At 60.0% G+C, this 17,851-nt stretch carries 13 protein-coding genes; 11 read left to right on the forward strand and 2 right to left on the reverse strand.

The window, feature by feature from the left end:
* The first annotated feature begins 88 nt into the window (after positions 1-88).
* From AC07W5_RS24070 to AC07W5_RS24090, 5 genes are all read left to right on the forward strand, one after another.
* Positions 89-718, forward strand: a complete 630-nt coding sequence (locus AC07W5_RS24070; protein WP_495024460.1) for a LysE family translocator — start codon at positions 89-91, stop codon at positions 716-718.
* Between the two features lie 145 nt (positions 719-863).
* Entirely contained in the window at positions 864-2,546 is a 1,683-nt protein-coding gene (locus tag AC07W5_RS24075) for a fatty acid--CoA ligase (protein WP_494991826.1), read from the forward strand.
* Between the two features lie 335 nt (positions 2,547-2,881).
* Positions 2,882-4,771, forward strand: a complete 1,890-nt coding sequence (locus tag AC07W5_RS24080) for a DUF1302 domain-containing protein (RefSeq protein ID WP_495024461.1) — start codon at positions 2,882-2,884, stop codon at positions 4,769-4,771.
* A 28-nt stretch (positions 4,772-4,799) separates the two neighbouring features.
* Positions 4,800-6,164, forward strand: a complete 1,365-nt coding sequence (locus AC07W5_RS24085; RefSeq protein WP_495011181.1) for a DUF1329 domain-containing protein — start codon at positions 4,800-4,802, stop codon at positions 6,162-6,164.
* Positions 6,165-6,507: 343 nt separating this feature from the next.
* The gene (locus AC07W5_RS24090) at positions 6,508-9,252 is read left to right on the forward strand and encodes a winged helix-turn-helix domain-containing protein (protein ID WP_495024462.1); all 2,745 of its coding nucleotides are present in this window, start codon (positions 6,508-6,510) and stop codon (positions 9,250-9,252) included.
* Between the two features lie 233 nt (positions 9,253-9,485).
* On the opposite strand, the gene AC07W5_RS24095 is transcribed toward AC07W5_RS24090, so the two are convergent.
* Positions 9,486-9,707, reverse strand: coding sequence for a flavin reductase family protein (locus AC07W5_RS24095; RefSeq protein WP_495024463.1), 222 nt, complete (start codon positions 9,705-9,707; stop codon positions 9,486-9,488).
* Positions 9,708-9,907: 200 nt separating this feature from the next.
* Here AC07W5_RS24095 and AC07W5_RS24100 point away from each other — a divergent pair, with 200 nt between their 5' ends.
* From AC07W5_RS24100 to argE, 4 genes are all read left to right on the forward strand, one after another.
* The gene (locus AC07W5_RS24100; protein ID WP_495024464.1) at positions 9,908-11,236 is read left to right on the forward strand and encodes a flavin-containing monooxygenase; all 1,329 of its coding nucleotides are present in this window, start codon (positions 9,908-9,910) and stop codon (positions 11,234-11,236) included.
* A gap of 69 nt (positions 11,237-11,305) precedes the next feature.
* Positions 11,306-11,737, forward strand: a complete 432-nt coding sequence (locus tag AC07W5_RS24105; RefSeq protein WP_494991832.1) for a RidA family protein — start codon at positions 11,306-11,308, stop codon at positions 11,735-11,737.
* Positions 11,734-12,411, forward strand: coding sequence for a DUF1028 domain-containing protein (locus tag AC07W5_RS24110; RefSeq protein WP_494991833.1), 678 nt, complete (start codon positions 11,734-11,736; stop codon positions 12,409-12,411). Before AC07W5_RS24105 ends, AC07W5_RS24110 begins: the two co-directional genes overlap by 4 nt.
* The gene (argE, locus tag AC07W5_RS24115) at positions 12,408-13,571 is read left to right on the forward strand and encodes an acetylornithine deacetylase (RefSeq protein ID WP_495024465.1); all 1,164 of its coding nucleotides are present in this window, start codon (positions 12,408-12,410) and stop codon (positions 13,569-13,571) included. The genes AC07W5_RS24110 and argE overlap by 4 nt, the downstream gene beginning before the upstream one ends.
* A 177-nt stretch (positions 13,572-13,748) precedes the next feature.
* On the opposite strand, the gene AC07W5_RS24120 is transcribed toward argE, so the two are convergent.
* Complete coding sequence (locus AC07W5_RS24120) at positions 13,749-14,669, reverse strand: LysR substrate-binding domain-containing protein (RefSeq protein ID WP_494991835.1); 921 nt, start codon at positions 14,667-14,669, stop codon at positions 13,749-13,751.
* Between the two features lie 277 nt (positions 14,670-14,946).
* Between AC07W5_RS24120 and AC07W5_RS24125 the strand changes: the two genes are divergently transcribed.
* Positions 14,947-16,437, forward strand: a complete 1,491-nt coding sequence (locus AC07W5_RS24125) for an aldehyde dehydrogenase (RefSeq protein ID WP_495024466.1) — start codon at positions 14,947-14,949, stop codon at positions 16,435-16,437.
* 22 nt (positions 16,438-16,459) lie between these two features.
* A complete protein-coding gene (locus tag AC07W5_RS24130) occupies positions 16,460-17,830 on the forward strand; it encodes an aspartate aminotransferase family protein (RefSeq protein WP_495024467.1) in 1,371 nt (456 codons plus the stop codon).
* Positions 17,831-17,851: the final 21 nt, after the last annotated feature.

Here is a 17,851-nt window from a genome sequence, read left to right on the forward strand (position 1 = left end):
TGTACCTTTTGTGCGGTTAACTGAAGGCGTAATGTGGCGAGCCTAACAGATGAAACAATTTGATACTCCCTACCAAAAAGGAGCCCCCATGTACTGGACAGAGTTCTTGACCGTCGCTCTTATTCACCTGCTCGCTGTTGCAAGCCCCGGCCCGGACTTTGCTGTGGTGGTGCGCGAAAGCGTGACTCACGGTCGCCGTGCGGGTACCTGGACGGCCTTGGGCGTCGGTATGGCGATCTTCCTGCATGTGGGCTATTCATTACTGGGTATCGGCCTGATCGTGTCGCAGTCGATCGTCCTGTTCAATGCCCTGAAATGGCTGGCGGCCGCCTATCTGCTGTACATCGGTTTCAAGGCCCTGCGCGCCCAGCCGGCCAGGCCGGCGACTGAAGACCTGCACAAGGAAGCCGGCGAACGCACGGCTCGCGGCGCTTTCACCGCAGGTTTCGTGACCAATGGCTTGAACCCCAAGGCGACATTGTTCTTCCTGTCGTTGTTCACCGTAGTCATCAACCCGCAAACACCGCTGGCGATTCAGGCGGGTTATGGGGGTTACCTGGCCGTGGCAACCGGTTCCTGGTTCTGCCTGGTGGCCATGCTGTTCAGCCAGCAGCGGGTACGCGCCGGTTTCGCCCGCATGGGCCACTGGTTCGACCGGACCATGGGCGCGGTGCTGATCGCCATTGGCGTGAAGCTGGCATTCACCGAGATGCATTGATTGTACGACCGGAAATGAATGCTGGCGCAAGGCCATCATTTGTACGGCTCTGCAAATCATTCCTTTGGCTGATTTGGCTGTCATAAAGGGGTTCTAAAGTGCAGATCTTTACAGCCAAGACCGTGCAGTCACAAAAGGGATTCTTATGTTGCAGACTCGCGTTATCCCGCCAGCCGAAGGCGCTTATCAATACCCGCTGTTGATCAAGCGGCTGCTGATGTCCGGCAGCCGTTACGAGAAAACCCGCGAGATCGTCTACCGTGATCAACTGCGCTATAGCTACCCGACCCTCATTGAGCGTGTCGCGCGGCTGGCCAACGTACTGACGGCAGCCGGGGTCAAGGCCGGTGATACCGTGGCGGTGATGGACTGGGACAGCCATCGCTATCTGGAGTGCATGTTCGCCATTCCGATGATTGGCGCGGTGATCCACACCATCAACGTGCGTCTGTCGCCTGAGCAGATTCTCTACACCATGAACCACGCCCAGGACCGCTTCGTGCTGGTCTACAGTGAGTTCACGGGGCTCTACCAGGCAATTGCCGGGCAGCTGACCACGGTCGAGAAAACCCTGCTACTGACCGACGGAGCGGAAAAAACCGCGGACTTGCCGAATCTGGTTGGCGAGTATGAGCAACTGCTGGCCGCGGCCAGCCCGCAGTACAACTTCGAAGACTTCGACGAGAACTCGGTCGCGACCACTTTCTACACCACCGGCACCACGGGTAATCCGAAAGGGGTGTATTTCACCCATCGGCAATTGGTACTGCACACCATGGGCGTGTCGACGATCATGGGCAGCATCGACAGTGTGCGACTGTTGGGCACAAACGATGTGTACATGCCCATCACGCCGATGTTCCACGTACATGCCTGGGGCCTGCCGTATGTGGCGACCATGCTCGGGCTCAAGCAGGTTTATCCCGGTCGTTACGATCCGGAGTATCTGGTGCAGTTGTGGCGCAAGGAAAAGGTCACCTTCTCCCATTGCGTCCCGACCATCCTGCAGATGCTGCTCAATGCCAAGGCGGCCAGGGACACAGACTTCGGCGGCTGGAAAATCGTTATCGGTGGCAGCGCCCTCAACCGTGCGCTGTACGAAGCGTCCAAGGCCAAGGGTATTCAACTGACCGCCGCTTACGGCATGTCGGAGACCGGCCCGCTGGTGTCTTGCGCTCATCTCAATGACGAGCTGATGGCCGGTACTGAAGACGAACGCACCACCTATCGAATCAAGGCCGGTGTGCCAGGGCCATTGGTGGAAGCGGCGATTGTCGATGACGATGGCAACTTCCTGCCGGCTGATGGCGAGTCCCAGGGCGAGTTGGTATTACGTGCGCCATGGCTGACCGAGGGCTATTTCCGCGAACCGCAGAAGGGGGCTGAACTGTGGGCCGGCGGTTGGTTGCACACCGGCGACGTGGCCACCCTGGACAGCATGGGCGTGATCGATATTCGTGACCGGATCAAGGATGTGATCAAGACGGGTGGCGAATGGGTGTCGTCCCTGGCGTTGGAAGACCTGATCAGCCGCCATCCGGCGGTACGCGAAGTAGCAGTGGTCGGCATCCCGGATCCGCAATGGGGCGAGCGGCCGTTTGCACTGCTGGTAGTGCGCGAAGGGCACGCGATTGAAGCCAGGGAACTCAAGGAACATCTCAAGCCGTTCGTTGAATTGGGCCATCTCAGCAAATGGGCAATTCCTAGCCAGATCGCCCTTGTTACTGAAATTCCCAAGACCAGTGTCGGCAAACTCGACAAGAAGCGCATCCGCCTCGACATCACTGAGTGGCAGACCAACAACAGCACCTTCCTCTCGACGCTTTAAGCGTCCTTTGCCGTGCCCGAAAGGGCACGGCAAGCCCACCAAGCAAGCGCTTGGCTTGTCAAAACGTTATTTTCAGTCATCCTTGTCGTGCCGGCATCTGCCGGTTTGGCGAAAGGAGTGTTGCAGAGTGGGTGGGGCTGCAAATCACACTTTAGAGGGATCAAGCAGTACTACCTGCTGGCTATAGTCCGCTCAAGGATTTTTAAGAACGGGGCAAACGCACAAAACGGGGCGATGCAACTCTGACTGACTTTGGGACAACCTGGTTTCCTGTCACTCAGAGCGTTTTTAGAAGTGCTCACAGCCATAAAAATAAAGCACATGGAGTAGCGTCGATGACATCAGTAAACCAGTTCTGGCGCCGGGCGAAACTGCCCCTGGCGGTCAGTCTCGCCTCTACGCTTGCCGGGCCCGCGTTCGGCGTCAGTTTCAACATCGGTGAAATCGAAGGTCAGTTCGACTCGTCTCTCTCCCTGGGTATGAGTGTGTCAACCCAGCAGCCGAACAAGAACCTGATCGGCGTCAACAACGGTGGGAAAGGCCTGTCCCAGACCTCCGATGACGGTCACTTGAACTTCAAGAGCGGGCAAGCCTTTTCGAAGATCTTCAAGGGCATCCATGACCTTGAACTGAAATACGGCGATACCGGCGTCTTCGTACGCGGTAAATACTGGTACGACTTCGCGCTGCAAAACCAGGATCTGGAATTCAAGAACGTCAGCAACGACGGACGTAAGGAAGGCGCCAAGTCGTCGGGTGGGGAAATCCTCGACGCCTTCGTCTACCACAACTACTCCATTGGTGACGAGCCGGGTTCCGTGCGTCTGGGCAAACAGGTCGTGAGCTGGGGCGAAAGTACCTTCATTGGCGGCGGTATCAACTCGATCAACCCGATCGATGTTTCCGCGTTCCGTCGTCCTGGTGCCGAGATCAAGGAAGGCCTGATCCCGGTCAACATGTTCTACATCTCGCAAAGCCTGACCGAGAGCCTGTCGGCCGAGGCGTTCTACCAGATCGGATGGGACCAGACCGTTGTCGATAACTGCGGCACCTTTTTCTCCCAGCCAGACATCATTGCCAACGGTTGCACCGACAACCTGCGTGTACTGAACAAGCGCTCCACTATCCCGGCAGTCGCATTGGGGCCATTGGCCGCCGCTGGCGTTGATGTCAACGAAGAAGGGGTGCTGGTTCGTCGTGGTGATGATCGCGAAGCCCGTAACAGCGGCCAGTGGGGCGCGTCCTTCAAGTACATGTTCGACCCGCTGGACACCGAGTTCGGTGCGTACTTCATGAACTACCACAGCCGGGCGCCGATCTTCAGTGCCACCGGGGCTCCGCAGTCGGTTTTCAACGGCGTCAAGGCCTTGCCGGGTCCATTCCAGGCCTTGGGGCCGCTGGTGGTCGCGGGTAACTCGCAGTATTTCGTCGAGTACCCTGAAGACATCCGCCTCTATGGTCTGAGCTTCTCAACCACCTTGCCTACCGGTACCGCGTGGAGCGGTGAGATCAGCTACCGTCCGAATGCCCCGGTGCAGTTGAACTCCACTGACATTCTGTTCGCTGGGGTTCGCCCACTGGGCGGTACGCTGACCAACGCCTCCTTGCTCACTGGCGTTCCGGGTGAAGACCTGCACGGCTTTCGCCGCAAGGAAATCACCCAGATCCAGACCACCCTGACGCACTTCTTCGATCAGGTCATGGGCGCCCAGCGTCTGACCCTGGTGGGTGAAGTCGGCCTGACTCACGTCGGTGGCCTGGAAAGCACGTCCGACGTCCGTTACGGCCGCGATCCGGTCTTCGGCCCAGGCGAACTGCCAGCCACGGGTGGTCTGGACACCTGCTCGCAGATCCTCAACACCTCCACCATCAACGGTGCCGGTCCGGGCGCTTCGGCCAATAACCGTAGCAGCAACTGCAACAACAATGGTTTCACCACGGCCAACTCGTGGGGTTATCGCGGCCGCGCCATCTGGGAATACCCCGACGTGTTCGCCGGTGTGAACCTCAAGCCGAATGTGGCCTGGTCCCATGACGTCAGCGGCTATTCCCCTGGCCCTGGCGGTAACTTCGAAGAAGGTCGCAAGGCCGTGAGCCTTGGGGTCGATGCTGAATACCAGAACACCTACACCGCAAGCCTGGCATACACCAACTTCTTTGGCGGTAAGTACAGCACCGTGGATGACCGCGACTTCGTTGCGCTCAGCGTCGGCGTGAACTTCTAAGCACTGCATCTTGAGGACGAACAAAACTATGAAAATAACCAAGAGTCTGTTGCATGTCGGTGTCCTTGGGCTGTCGCTGCTGGCGACCAGCGTCATGGCAGCGGTTCCCGCGGCTGAAGCGGACAAGCTGGGCAAAAGCCTGACACCGATGGGCGCCGAGATGGCCGGTAATGCCGATGGCTCGATCCCGGCCTGGAAACCGATGGCCAGGAACGCCGGTAGCATCGACAGCAAAGGCTTCCTGTCCGACCCTTATGGCAGTGAAAAGCCGCTGTTCACCATCACCGCGCAGAACGTCGATAAGTACAAAGAGAAGCTGGCTCCAGGGCAGTACGCGATGTTCAAGCGCTACCCGGAAACCTTCAAGATGCCGGTTTACCCGTCCCATCGCGGCGCCACTGTGCCGGATGACGTACTCGCCGCCATCAAAAGGAATGCCACCAACACCAATCTGGTCTCTGGTGGCAACGGTCTGGAGAACTTCGAGACCGCAGTGCCTTTCCCGATTCCAAAAAGTGGCGTTGAGGTTATCTGGAACCACATCACCCGCTATCGTGGCGGCAGCGTGACCCGTCTGGTGACCCAGGCCACGCCACAGCCAAACGGCTCGTACAGCATGGTGTACTTCCAGGACCAGTTCGTGTTCCGCGACAAGATGAAGGATTACGACCCGAAAAGCCCGGGCAACATCCTGTTCTACTTCAAGCAGAAAGTGACCGCTCCGGCACGTCTGGCCGGTGGTGTGCTGCTGGTGCACGAAACCCTCGACCAGGTGAAGGAGCCGCGTTCGGCGTGGGTCTACAACGCCGGTCAGCGTCGCGTTCGCCGGGCTCCACAAGTGTCCTATGACGGTCCGGGTACCGCGGCTGACGGCCTGCGCACCTCTGACAACCTGGACATGTACAACGGCGCGCCAGATCGTTACGACTGGAAACTCGAAGGCAAGAAGGAGATGTACATCGCCTCCGACAGCTACAAGCTCGATTCACCGCAGCTCAAGTACACCGACATCATCAAGGCCGGTCACATCAACCAGGACCTGGCGCGTTACGAGCTGCGCCGCGTCTGGCATGTGGTTGCTACCCTCAAGGAAGGCCAGCGTCACATCTACGCCAAGCGTGACTTCTACATCGACGAAGACACCTGGCAAGCGGCGGTGATCGATCACTACGATGGTCGCAATCAACTCTGGCGTGTGGCCGAAGCCCATGCTGAAAACTATTACGACAAGCAAGTGCCGTGGTACGCCCTGGAAACCCTCTACGACCTGCAATCGGGTCGCTACCTGGCACTGGGCATGAAGAACGAAGAGAAACAGGCGTATGACTTCGGCTTCACCGCGACCACCAGCGATTTCACCCCTGCTGCACTGCGTCAGGATGGTGTTCGCTAATACGTTGTAAAACAGAGGCCGCATCCTCTGAACGCCCCGACTGGATCGGGGCGTTTTCTATTGGGCTCATCAAGGTAGGAGCGAGGCTTGCCCGCGAGGCATCGGCACAGGCGCCGAGGGGTTTCAGGTAAACCGCGTCGTCCCATTCGCGGGCAAGCCCGGCTCCTACGAAGAGCTATGCGGTTTTCTCTGGCTGGCCGGTGGTAACGGCAAACCGGCGCTGACAATTTTGGTTGTATTCTTTTTCTATCAATTTGTAGCGGAAATCTACAAAACGAGGCCTTTTACCGCTAGTCTGCGGACATCTGCAATGCCGACAACAGCACTTCAACAAGAGTTGGCTATGACTGACCTGTCCCGCTTACAAGGGCCTTCCAGTGTGGCGATTCCAGCACTGGAAGGGCGTTTTTACCGACCACCCTTGCCCGACGGCTATGTACTGCGGCCTCGCTTGTGCGAGCGCCTGAGTGCAGGCTTGAGCGGGCGCTTGCTGTTGGTCAGCGCGCCGGCCGGTTTTGGTAAAAGCTCCCTGGCGGTGGAGTTCTGTCAGAGCCTGCCTGCTCACTGGCAAAGCCTCTGGTTGGGACTGAGTCCTCGTGACAACGACCCCGGCCGCTTCCTCGAGCGCCTGCTCGACGGTCTTCAACAATATTTCCCGCAACTGGGCAGTCAGGCTCTTGGTCTGTTGAAAATGCGCCAGCGGCACCAGCCGTTTGCCTTCGAAGAATGGCTGGATGGTCTGCTGGATGAACTGGCCGAGCACCTCAGTGCGAGCAATCCGTTATTGCTGGTGCTGGATGACTACCATCTGGCCCAGGGACCGGTGCTCGATCGCTGCCTGCAATTTTTCCTCAATCATTTGCCCGATGGCTTGCTGGTGCTGGTCACCAGCCGTCAGCGTCCGGACTGGCACCTGGCGCGTTTGCGGCTGTCCCGGCAATTGCTTGAGTTGCATGAGCAGGACCTGCGCCTGACTCACGACGAATCTCTGACATTGCTCGACAGGCACAGCAGTTCGCTGCGCGGTGAAGCCCTGGAAAGCCTGATCCAGCGCAGTGAGGGCTGGGTTGCCGGGCTGCGCTTCTGGCTGCTGGCGGCCTCCGAAGCCGGCAATGGCGGTGCTCTGCCTCAGGCGTTGCACGGCGGGGAAGGGTTGATTCGCGATTACCTGCTCGAAGAAGTCATCGATTGCCTGCCCGCCGAGGTGCAGTCATTCCTGTATGACACCGCGCCGCAGGAGCGTTTTTGCAGCGAGTTGTGCGACGCTGTTCGCGAAGCCCACGACAGCGCTGAAATTCTTCGGTATTTGCAGGCCCATCAGGTTTTTCTCGTGCCACTGGATGATCAAGGCCATTGGTATCGTTATCACCATTTGTTTTCCGACCTGCTGCGTACCCGCCCCACGACCAATGCGGTATTGCCGGCCGCCAGTCTGCACCTGCGGGCTTGCCGCTGGTTCAATGCCCAGGGCTTGCTCGATGAAGCGGTGGAACAGGCGTTGCGTGCCGGACACCTGGATGTGGCGGCGAATCTGGTGCAGAACCTTTCCGAAGAACAGCTGCTGGCCGAGCAAAACGTTGGCATGCTGCTGCGCTGGAAAATGGACCTTCCCGACAGCCTGCTGATCAGCACGCCGCGGTTGATCGTGCTTTATAGCTGGGCGCTTGGACTCGCCTGTCAGCTGGACGCCGCCGAGGAGCTGGCGAGTCATTTGAGTCGATTCCTGCCGGCACCTTCGGCGACCGCGCAGAAATCCATGCTGGCTCAATGGCTGGCGCTGAGCGGGATCATCGCCCGTGGTCGCGGTAACCGCGAGCTGACCCTGCTTTATTGCACGCAAGCGCTGGAGAGCCTGCCGCACAAGCGTTACGGGCAGCGCTTGATGTGTCTTTCGACGCTCTCCAATCTGGCAATTGCCGACGCCGACCTGTGGCGCGCCCGTGGTTTGAACCGTGATTCGCTGGAGTTGGCGCAACGCGTTGGCAACCCGCTTTTCGAAGCCCTGGCCCATTACGATCGGGCCCGGGTGCTGCAAGCCCGGGGGGAAATCCTCCGCGCGCTCGATGAGGTGCGCCAGGGTTTGCAACGCCTGCAGAAGTTGTCCCCGCAGCGGCTGTACGCAGTTCGCGCTCGCCTGACTCTGTATGAAGGATTTCTGCTGACCCTGCGCATGCAGCCCGAAGCCGGGCTCGCTCGATTGCAGGCCGGATTGGGCGAAGCGCGAGCCTGTCGGGATATCAGTGTGCTGATCGGTCATTGTGTGATCGCCAAGCTCGAAGGGCATAACGGCCAGTTCGCCAAAGCCTTTGCCGAACTGGCCGAAGCCGAGCGGTTGATGCACATCTGGGACGTACCGCCGATCTACTACCTGGCGATGATCACCCTGGTCAAATGCGAGCTGTGGCTGGCTCAGGGCCGTACCGATCTGGCCGAAGCGTGGCTGGCGCGGCTAGGGCAGACCTATAACGGTGAAAAGGCGGCAGCGCCTCCGGAATTCCATCCACAACTGCCGATGCACATCGAACTGCAACAGGCCTCGCTGGACGTGATCCAGGGGCGGCCCGCAGTGGCCGAGCAGCGGTTGAATACACTGGTCGAGCATGGGCAGCGAACCGGTCGGCAGATGCTCAGCGCGATGGCGTTGAATCAGAAGGTCACGTTGCTGCTCGGTAGCGGGCGCGAACCTGAAGCACGGCAAGCCTTGGCCCAGGCGTTTGAAGCGGCGGCGGGGGGCGTATTGCAACCTTTCGAGTGGTTGCTGGGTGGCCATCCCGACTGGCTGAGGGAGCAACTTCAGTTCAGTTCGCAATCTGCGCTGCGCCAAAGCTTGCTTGAGCGCTTGCCAGCGGCCGTAACCGTGGCCCGGGAGCCGGTCGAGCCGCAGCATCACACCGAAAGTCTGAGTGCCCGCGAAATGGCGGTCCTGCAATTGATCGCCCAAGGCTGCTCGAACCAGGAAATCAGCGATCGGCTGTTCATCTCCCTGCACACCGTAAAAACCCACGCCAGCCACATCAACAGCAAACTCGGCGTCGAGCGCCGGACCCAGGCCGTGGCCCGGGCAAAGGAATTGGGGGTGTTGGGGTGATCCAGAATGTCGGGCATGAACCCTGTGGCGAGGGAGCTTGCCCAACTTCCCGTAGCAGCTGGCGAAGCCTGCGTTCGGCCGCGCAGCGGTCGTAAATCCTGCCGCCACGGTTAACCTGAAAAAACGCGGTGCCTGATTTTACGACCGCTGCGCGGCCGAACGCAGCCTGGCGGCAGCTGCTACGGGCATGCGGGCAAGCTCCCTCACCACAAGTGCTCGCCAGACCGGCATTGCTAAACCGCCTCCAACGCCTGTAACCCGCAAAATTTCCTCTGCGAATACGCCAGCGGCGTGCTTTCACGGCTTTTCACTGCCAGCACTTTGCCGATAAACACCGTGTGGGTGCCCAGGTCCATTTGGTGCTCGATGTGGCAATCAAAACTCGCCAGGGCATTGTCCAGTAGTGGCGCGCCCGTGGTGTGCGGGGGCCGGTGGCCCAGGTGTTCGCCGGGCAAAAAATAACTGGGTAAAACGCATCTTTACACCTCATCCAGACCCGCGATTTAAACGGGTCAAAAGGCTCTGCATCAGTTATTTATCTTCAATTACCAGCTTAATAATATTTTACCAATACAGGGGTGATCCCTAGTCTTGCGCCAAGAGATGACAAGCCATGTCCGACCTGAATCCAACTGCTTGTTAGAAGGGTGTAGAGATGACCATTGATAAAATAAAAATAGATACGCTTGTTGTTGGCGCCGGTCAGGCTGGGGTGGCCATGAGTGAACACCTGAGCAAACTCGGCGTGTCCCACCTCGTGCTGGAGCGCAATCGTATCGCCGAACGCTGGCGCACCGGACGCTGGGATTCGCTGGTTGCCAACGGTCCGGCCTGGCACGATCGTTTTCCGGGTCTTGAGTTCGACGATCTCAGTCCCGACGGCTTTGCCCCGAAAGAGCGGGTTGCGGATTATTTCGAAGCCTATGCCAGGAAGTTCAATGCACCCATCCGCACCGGCGTGGAAGTGAAGAAGGTGGAACGCAATGTTGGCCGGCCGGGCTTCACCATTGAAACCTCCGAGGGCGCGATCGAGGCCAACCGCGTGGTGGTCGCCACCGGACCTTTCCAGCGTCCGGTTATCCCGCCGATCGCTCCGAAAGATGAGCAATTCACACAGATCCATTCGGCCGAATACCGCAATCCAGCGCAGCTTCCCGAAGGGGCTGTATTGGTTGTGGGTGCCGGGTCGTCGGGAGTGCAGATTGCCGATGAGTTGCAGCGTGCCGGCAAGAAGGTTTACCTCTCGGTTGGCGCACACGATCGCCCGCCCCGCGCCTATCGCAACCGTGACTTCTGCTGGTGGCTGGGCGTTCTCGGTGAATGGGATGCGGCGGCCATGAAGCCGGGCAGGGAACACGTCACCATTGCCGTCAGCGGTGCCCATGGCGGCCGTACGGTGGACTTCCGCGGTCTCGCCCATAGCGGGATGACGCTGGTTGGCCTGACGCAAGCGTTCAATGGCGCCGTGGCGACCTTCCAGGCGAATCTTGCCGACAACCTGGCTCGCGGCGATGAGAACTACCTGGCGCTGCTCAATGCGGCTGACGCCTACATTGAGCGCAATGGTCTGGACCTGCCGGAAGAACCTGAAGCCCGCCATACCTTCGCGGATCCGGAGTGTGTGACCACGCCCATTCTTGAGCTCGACCTGGCCGAGGCCGGCGTGACATCGATCATCTGGGCAACCGGTTTTGCCGTTGATTACAGCTGGCTGAAGGTCGACGCCTTCGACGCCAACGGTAAGCCGCAGCATCAGCGGGGCGTTTCGAGCGAGCCTGGCGTGTATTTCCTGGGCCTGCCGTGGCAGTCGCGTCGTGGCTCCTCGTTCATCTGGGGCGTTTGGCACGACGCCAAGTATGTGGCTGACCATATCGCCACGCAGAGTAAGTACCTCGCCTACCGGGATGCCGCGCAACGTCAGGCAGAAGACTGCGAAACCGCCCCTGCCGCCCCGGCCGTCAATAAAACAACCGTAAGCGCTTGATGCTCAAGATCCGCACCGGCGGTTGAACCGCCGGGCCATATTTTGCCTTTCTTCCCCCAGGAGCGTCAGATGTCCAAGCCAACCCATACCCGTATTCGCATGTTCAACACCAAAGAAACCTACCCCAACCAGACCCTGGACAACGATCTCTGCCAAGCCGTCGTCGCCGGCAATACGGTGTATGTGCGGGGCCAGGTCGGCACCGATTTCGAGGGCAGGCTAGTCGGTCTGGGTGATCCACGGGCCCAGGCCGAACAAGCGATGAAGAACCTCAAACAGTTGCTGGAAGAAGCTGGCAGCGACCTGAGTCATATCGTCAAGACCACCACCTACATCACCGACCCGCGCTTTCGCGAGCCGGTCTATCGGGAAATCGGTAAGTGGCTCAAGGGCGTGTTTCCGATCTCCACCGGGCTGGTGGTTGCCGGCCTTGGCCAGCCTGAATGGCTGATGGAAATCGACGTGATTGCAGTGATCCCGGACCAGGAGGCGAGCAGATGACTTTTTCCATCGTCGGTCGTTGCGCTGAAACCGGGCAACTGGGAATTGCCATCAGCTCGTCGAGCATCGCCGTTGGTGCGCGTTGCCCCTGGTTGCGCGCGGGCGTCGGCGCGGTAGCGACCCAGAACATCACCTTGCCGGCCCTCGGCCCGGAAATTCTCGACCTGCTCGACGCCGGGGAAAGCGCCAGCGCGGCGCTGGACAAAGCCTTGACCCGCCACGGCTTCAGCCAATACCGCCAGGTCGCGGTGATCGATCATCACGGCGCCACGGCGCTGTTTACCGGCAGCCAGGCGCTGGGCGTGAACAACGCCGTCGCGGGTGAACAATGCGTGGCCGCCGGTAACCTGCTGGCGAACCCAGGGGTGATTCAGGCGATGGTTGACGCATTCGAAGTCACCGCCGGCGAGTTATTGGCCGATCGTTTGCTCGCGGCCATGCATGCGGCCATGGCGGCTGGCGGTGAGGCTGGACCGGTGCATTCGGCGGCGTTGTCGGTGGTCAGTGATCTGCTTTGGCCTATTGTCGATCTGCGGGTGGACTGGGCTGAACAAAACCCGATCGGTCAGCTTGATCAACTCTGGCAGGCTTATCGCCCGCAAATGGACGACTATGTCATCCGCGCGCTGAACCCGACGGTCGCGCCCAGCTACGGTGTGCCGGGTGATGAATGAGTGCCTTTAGAAGTCGTGCGTTGCTGGAGCGGCTGATCGGCTTCAATACCGTCAGCCGTGAGTCCAACCTGGCCCTGATCGAATTTATCCGCGACTACCTCGCGGATTTTGGCGTGGTCAGCGAAATGTTCTTCAATGCCGAACGAACCAAGGCCAACCTCTACGCCAGCATCGGCCCCACGGATCGACGTGGCATCGTGCTGTCCGGGCATACCGATGTGGTGCCCGTGGACGGTCAGCCGTGGACCGTCGAACCCTTTACCTTGAGCGAGCGGGAAGGGCGCCTGTACGGTCGCGGCACGGCAGACATGAAAGGCTATCTGGCTTGCGTGCTGGCGGCGGTTCCGGATTTTGTCGCTGCAGCGTTGCAGGTACCGGTGCATCTGGCGTTTTCCTACGATGAAGAAGTCGGCTGTCTCGGCGTGCGCTCATTGCTGGCCGAGCTTGCGCAACGCGACCCCAAGCCGCTGGCCTGCATCATTGGCGAACCCACCGAGCTGCGCCCGGTACTCGGGCACAAAGGCAAACTGGCAATGCGCTGCTGCGTGCAAGGCGCGGCCTGCCATTCGGCCTATGCACCGCAAGGGGTGAATGCCATCGAATATGCGGCACGGCTTATCGGCAAGCTGGGGCAGATCGGCGACGCGCTGGCGGAGAGCGAAGGCCTTGATCTGCGATTCGATCCGCCCTATTCAACCGTGCAGACCGGGGTGATTCGCGGCGGGACGGCGCTGAACATCGTGCCGGCGCAGTGTGAGTTCGACTTTGAAGTGCGGGCCTTGCCCAGCTTCGATCCGGCGCAGGTCGCGGAAGCATTGCAAGCCTATGCCGAGCAGGAATTGCTGCCGAAGATGCAGGTCGTACGGCCTGAAACGGCAATTCGCTTTCAGCCCTTGAGCGGTTATCCGGGACTGGCGACCGACCCCGAAGGTTTCGCGGCAGAACTCATCGCCCGGCTCAGTGGCTCCAGCGAATTCGGCACCGTGGCCTTTGGCACTGAAGGTGGGCTGTTCAATCAGGCCGGGATTCCCACCGTGGTGTGCGGGCCGGGCAGCATGGACCAAGGTCACAAGCCCGACGAGTTCGTCAGCGTCGAGCAGATGCAGGGCTGTGAACGGATGCTGGAGCGGTTGGTGCAGTGGTTGCGTCAACCCACCTGAGTCTCGTTGAGTCTCGTTCCCACGCTCCGCGTACTGATCGTTCCCACGCTCCGCGTGGGAATGCAGCCCGTGACGCTCTGCGTCACATCCAGGAGCGGCAGCAGAGCGTGGGAACGATCATCAACCCTGTAGGAGCAGCCGGTCGACGCTCGATTGCTCGCGATGAGGGCCTAGAGATCACAGAGATCTTTCGGCCTTCGCTGTGAGCTGCTCCCGACAATAATCAGCAAACAGCTGCGCCGGTTTGGTCAGTTGCCCGCGCTTGAGCCAGGCTGCTACCAGACCTGAACCGGTGACGTCTTCGACGATATCCACGCACACCACTTTCTGCCCGTCATAGGTGCACTCGGAATGCGGCCGGGTCACCAGAATCGAAAAGCCGAAACCCTGGCCCACCATCCCCCGAACCATCTCGATCGACGGTGAGCTGAAGGCAATTCTGGGTGTCAAATCAAACTCTTCAAACAGACTGACGAAGTAGGTCCTGCTCGGCTGCACGTCCAGCAGAATCATCGGCTCCAGGCACAAGTCACGCAGGGAAACCTGCGCTTGCCGGGCAAAGCGATGGTCGGCCGGCAGCAATGCATAAGGTCGCTGCGCAGGCATCAGCGGTTCGGTCTGGATGGTGCCGTCCAGGTCGTGTTCATAGAGGATCGCCAGGTCAAAGGTGCCGGACGTCAGACCTTGCACCAGCTCCTGTTGTTCGCCGTCGCGGATACGGATCTCCACTCCCGGATAGAGCGCGGAAAAGCCTGCGATCAACTGCGGCAAATACAGCGGCGCCACGGTTTCGAAGCAACCGATATCGATCTGCCCGGCCACTACATCGTTGTCGGCCAGGGCGTTCTGTTCGAACTCCTTGGCCATGCGCAACAGCTCCTGAGCCTTGCGATAAAAGCGTGCGCCGCTGGGCGTCAGTGAAACCCCCTGGGCATGATGGCGGATCAGCAGTTGCACGCCAAAGCTGTCTTCCAGTCCCTTGATCGCCGTGGAGATCGATGGCTGTGCGATGTACAGCTTGCGCGAAGCCTCGGCGACGCTGCCGCATTCGACGGTGGTGATGAAGTACTTCAGTTGACGCAGATTGTAGGCAGCCACAGCGAACCTCGTTCTATGCCCCGTCGCGGGGTGGGTGAATTCGAAGCCAGACATCTTCTGGCTCGACTTCTGTTGCTTAGAGCCTAAGCAAATTGCGCACCGCCACGTCCGCTTGGCGAGCGCTTTTCTTGTACCAGAACAATAACCACAAGGCGTGCGCTTGGGGTATTTAGCTGCCCAGTTTTTTCATGGCCTGCGAACACATATTTACTATTTTTCCTCGACCAAGGCCTGCGCCACCATCCACTCCAATAGTCAGCATCAGGGGAGTCTGAACGTGTTCGAGCTTGAATATTGGCAACGCCAGGCAGCCACGCTGCGCTTTCGTGATCAGGCACTGATTGGCGGCAAAAGCGTGTCTGCGCAGTCCGGGCAAACCTTTGCCGCGATCAACCCGGCCACCGGCGAGTGCCTGGCCCGGGTCGCCGCTTGTGGCAGCGAAGACGTTGATGCGGCGGTGCTCAGCGCGCGTCAGGCGTTCGAGTCCGGCAGTTGGTCGGCGCGTTCACCCAGTGAGCGCAAGCAGGTGCTGCTGCGCCTGGCGGACTTGATCATGACCCACCGCGAAGAACTGGCGCTGCTCGACTCGCTAAACATGGGCAAACCGGTGATGGACGCCTACAACATCGACGTGCCGGGTGCCGCCGGCGTGTTTCGCTGGTACGCCGAAAGCCTCGACAAGCTCTATGACCAGGTCGCGCCAAGTGCGCAGAACGTGTTGGCGACCATCACCCGTGAAGCCCTGGGTGTGGTCGCGGCGGTGGTGCCGTGGAATTTCCCGCTGGACATGGCTGCCTGGAAACTCGCGCCGGCCCTGGCCGCGGGCAACTCGGTGATTCTCAAACCCGCCGAGCAATCACCATTCTCTGCATTGCGTCTGGGTGAACTGGCGCTGGAAGCCGGTTTGCCGGAAGGCGTGCTGAACGTGCTGCCGGGTCTTGGCGAACAGGCGGGCAAGGCGCTGGGTCTGCATCCGGACATCGATTGCCTGGTGTTCACCGGCTCCACCGAAGTCGGCAAGTATTTCATGCAGTACTCGGCGCAATCGAACCTCAAGCAAGTCTGGCTCGAATGCGGCGGCAAGAGTGCTAACCTGGTGTTCGCCGATTGCCAGGACCTGGAGCTGGCGGCGCAGAAAGCCGCGTTCGGGATCTTCTTCAATCAGGGCGAAGTCTGTTCGGCCAACTCGCGGTTGCTGGTGGAGCGCTCGATTCATGATGAGTTTGTCGAGCGCCTCAAGGCTCAGGTTGAACGCTGGCAGCCGGGCGATCCACTGGATCCTTCAAGCACCGCCGGTGCTATTGTCGACAGCCGTCAGACCGGGAGGATCATGACGTTTATCCAGGCCGCCGAACGGCAAGGCGCGCAACGCGTTTGCGGTGGTCAGCAACTGACCTTCAATGGGTCCCATAACTTTATCCAGCCGACGATCTTTACCGGCGTGAGCCCGGACATGCCGCTGTTTCGCGATGAAGTATTCGGTCCGGTGCTGGCAGTCACGGCCTTCGATGATGAAGCACATGCCCTGCAACTGGCTAACGACAGCGTCTACGGTCTGGCCGCGTCGCTGTGGACCGATGACCTCAATCGCGCCCACCGCGTGGCGCGGCAATTGCGTGCCGGCACGGTTTCGGTCAATAGCGTCGATGCGCTGGACGTGACGGTGCCGTTCGGTGGCGGCAAGCAGTCCGGCTTCGGCCGCGACCTGTCGCTGCACTCATTCGATAAATACACCCAGTTGAAGACCACCTGGTTTCAACTGCGCTGACAATAAAAACGGAGAACTGGCGATGACCACCCTACGTGAAACCCGCGACTACCAGGCCGCCGATGCCGCGCACCACATCCATGCATTTGTTGATCAGAAAGCGCTCAATGACGAAGGGCCGAGGGTGATGGTTCGTGGCGAGCGCCTGCATTTGTGGGACAACGATGGCCAGCGTTACCTGGACGGCATGTCGGGTCTTTGGTGCACCAACCTCGGTTACGGGCGCAAGGATCTGGCCGCCGCGGCGAGCCAGCAACTGGAACAGTTGCCGTACTACAACATGTTTTTCCACACCACCCACCCGCAGGTGATCGAACTGTCGGAACTGCTATTCAGTCTGCTGCCGGGTCACTACAGCCACGCGATCTACACCAACTCAGGCTCCGAAGCCAACGAAGTACTGATCCGCACGGTGCGCCGCTACTGGACCATCCTCGGCAAACCCGAGAAGAAAATCATGATCGGCCGCTGGAACGGTTACCACGGCTCGACGCTAGCGGCCACGGCACTGGGCGGCATGAAGTTCATGCATGAAATGGGCGGGATGATTCCGGATATCGCGCACATCGACGAACCCTATTGGTTCGCCCATGAAGGCAACCTGACGCCGGCTGAGTTCGGTCTGCGGGCGGCGCGGCAACTGGAAGACAAGATCCTCGAACTTGGCGCGGACAAGGTCGCGGCGTTCGTTGCCGAACCCTTCCAGGGCGCCGGCGGAATGATTTTCCCGCCAGAAAGCTACTGGCCGGAGATTCAGCGGATCTGCCGTAAATACGACGTGCTGCTGTGCGCCGATGAAGTGATTGGCGGCTTCGGTCGCACCGGTGAATGGTTCGCCCACGAGCACTTCGGTTTCGAGCCGGACACGCTGGCCATCGCCAAGGGCCTGACCTCGGGTTACATCCCCATGGGCGGGCTGGTGTTGTCCAGGCGCATGGCCGAAGTGCTGGTGGAGCAGGGCGGGGTGTTCGCCCACGGCCTGACCTATTCCGGTCACCCGGTGGCAGCGGCGGTGGCCATCGCCAACCTCAAGGCGTTGCGCGACGAGGGGGTGGTCACACGGGTGAAAGATGACATCGGCCCGTACCTGCAGCAGTGCTTGCGCGAGGTGTTCGGCAAGCACCCGTTGGTGGGTGACATTCAAGGTGTCGGCATGGTCGCCGCCTTGCAGTTCGCCGAAGACAAAACCACTCGCAAGCGCTTTGCCAACGAGAGCGACATCGCCTGGCGCTGCCGGACTCTGGGTTTCGAAGAAGGTGTGATCATCCGTTCGACCCTGGGCCGGATGATCATGGCCCCGGCGCTGATCGCCAGCCGCGAAGAGATCGATGAACTGGTCGGCAAGACACTGAAAGCAGTGGATCGCACGGCGCAGGAGTTTGGCCGGCTCTGATATTGCCGAAGGTCCTGCGGA

This window comes from Pseudomonas sp. GW821-FHT01E05 (genome assembly GCF_059422425.1).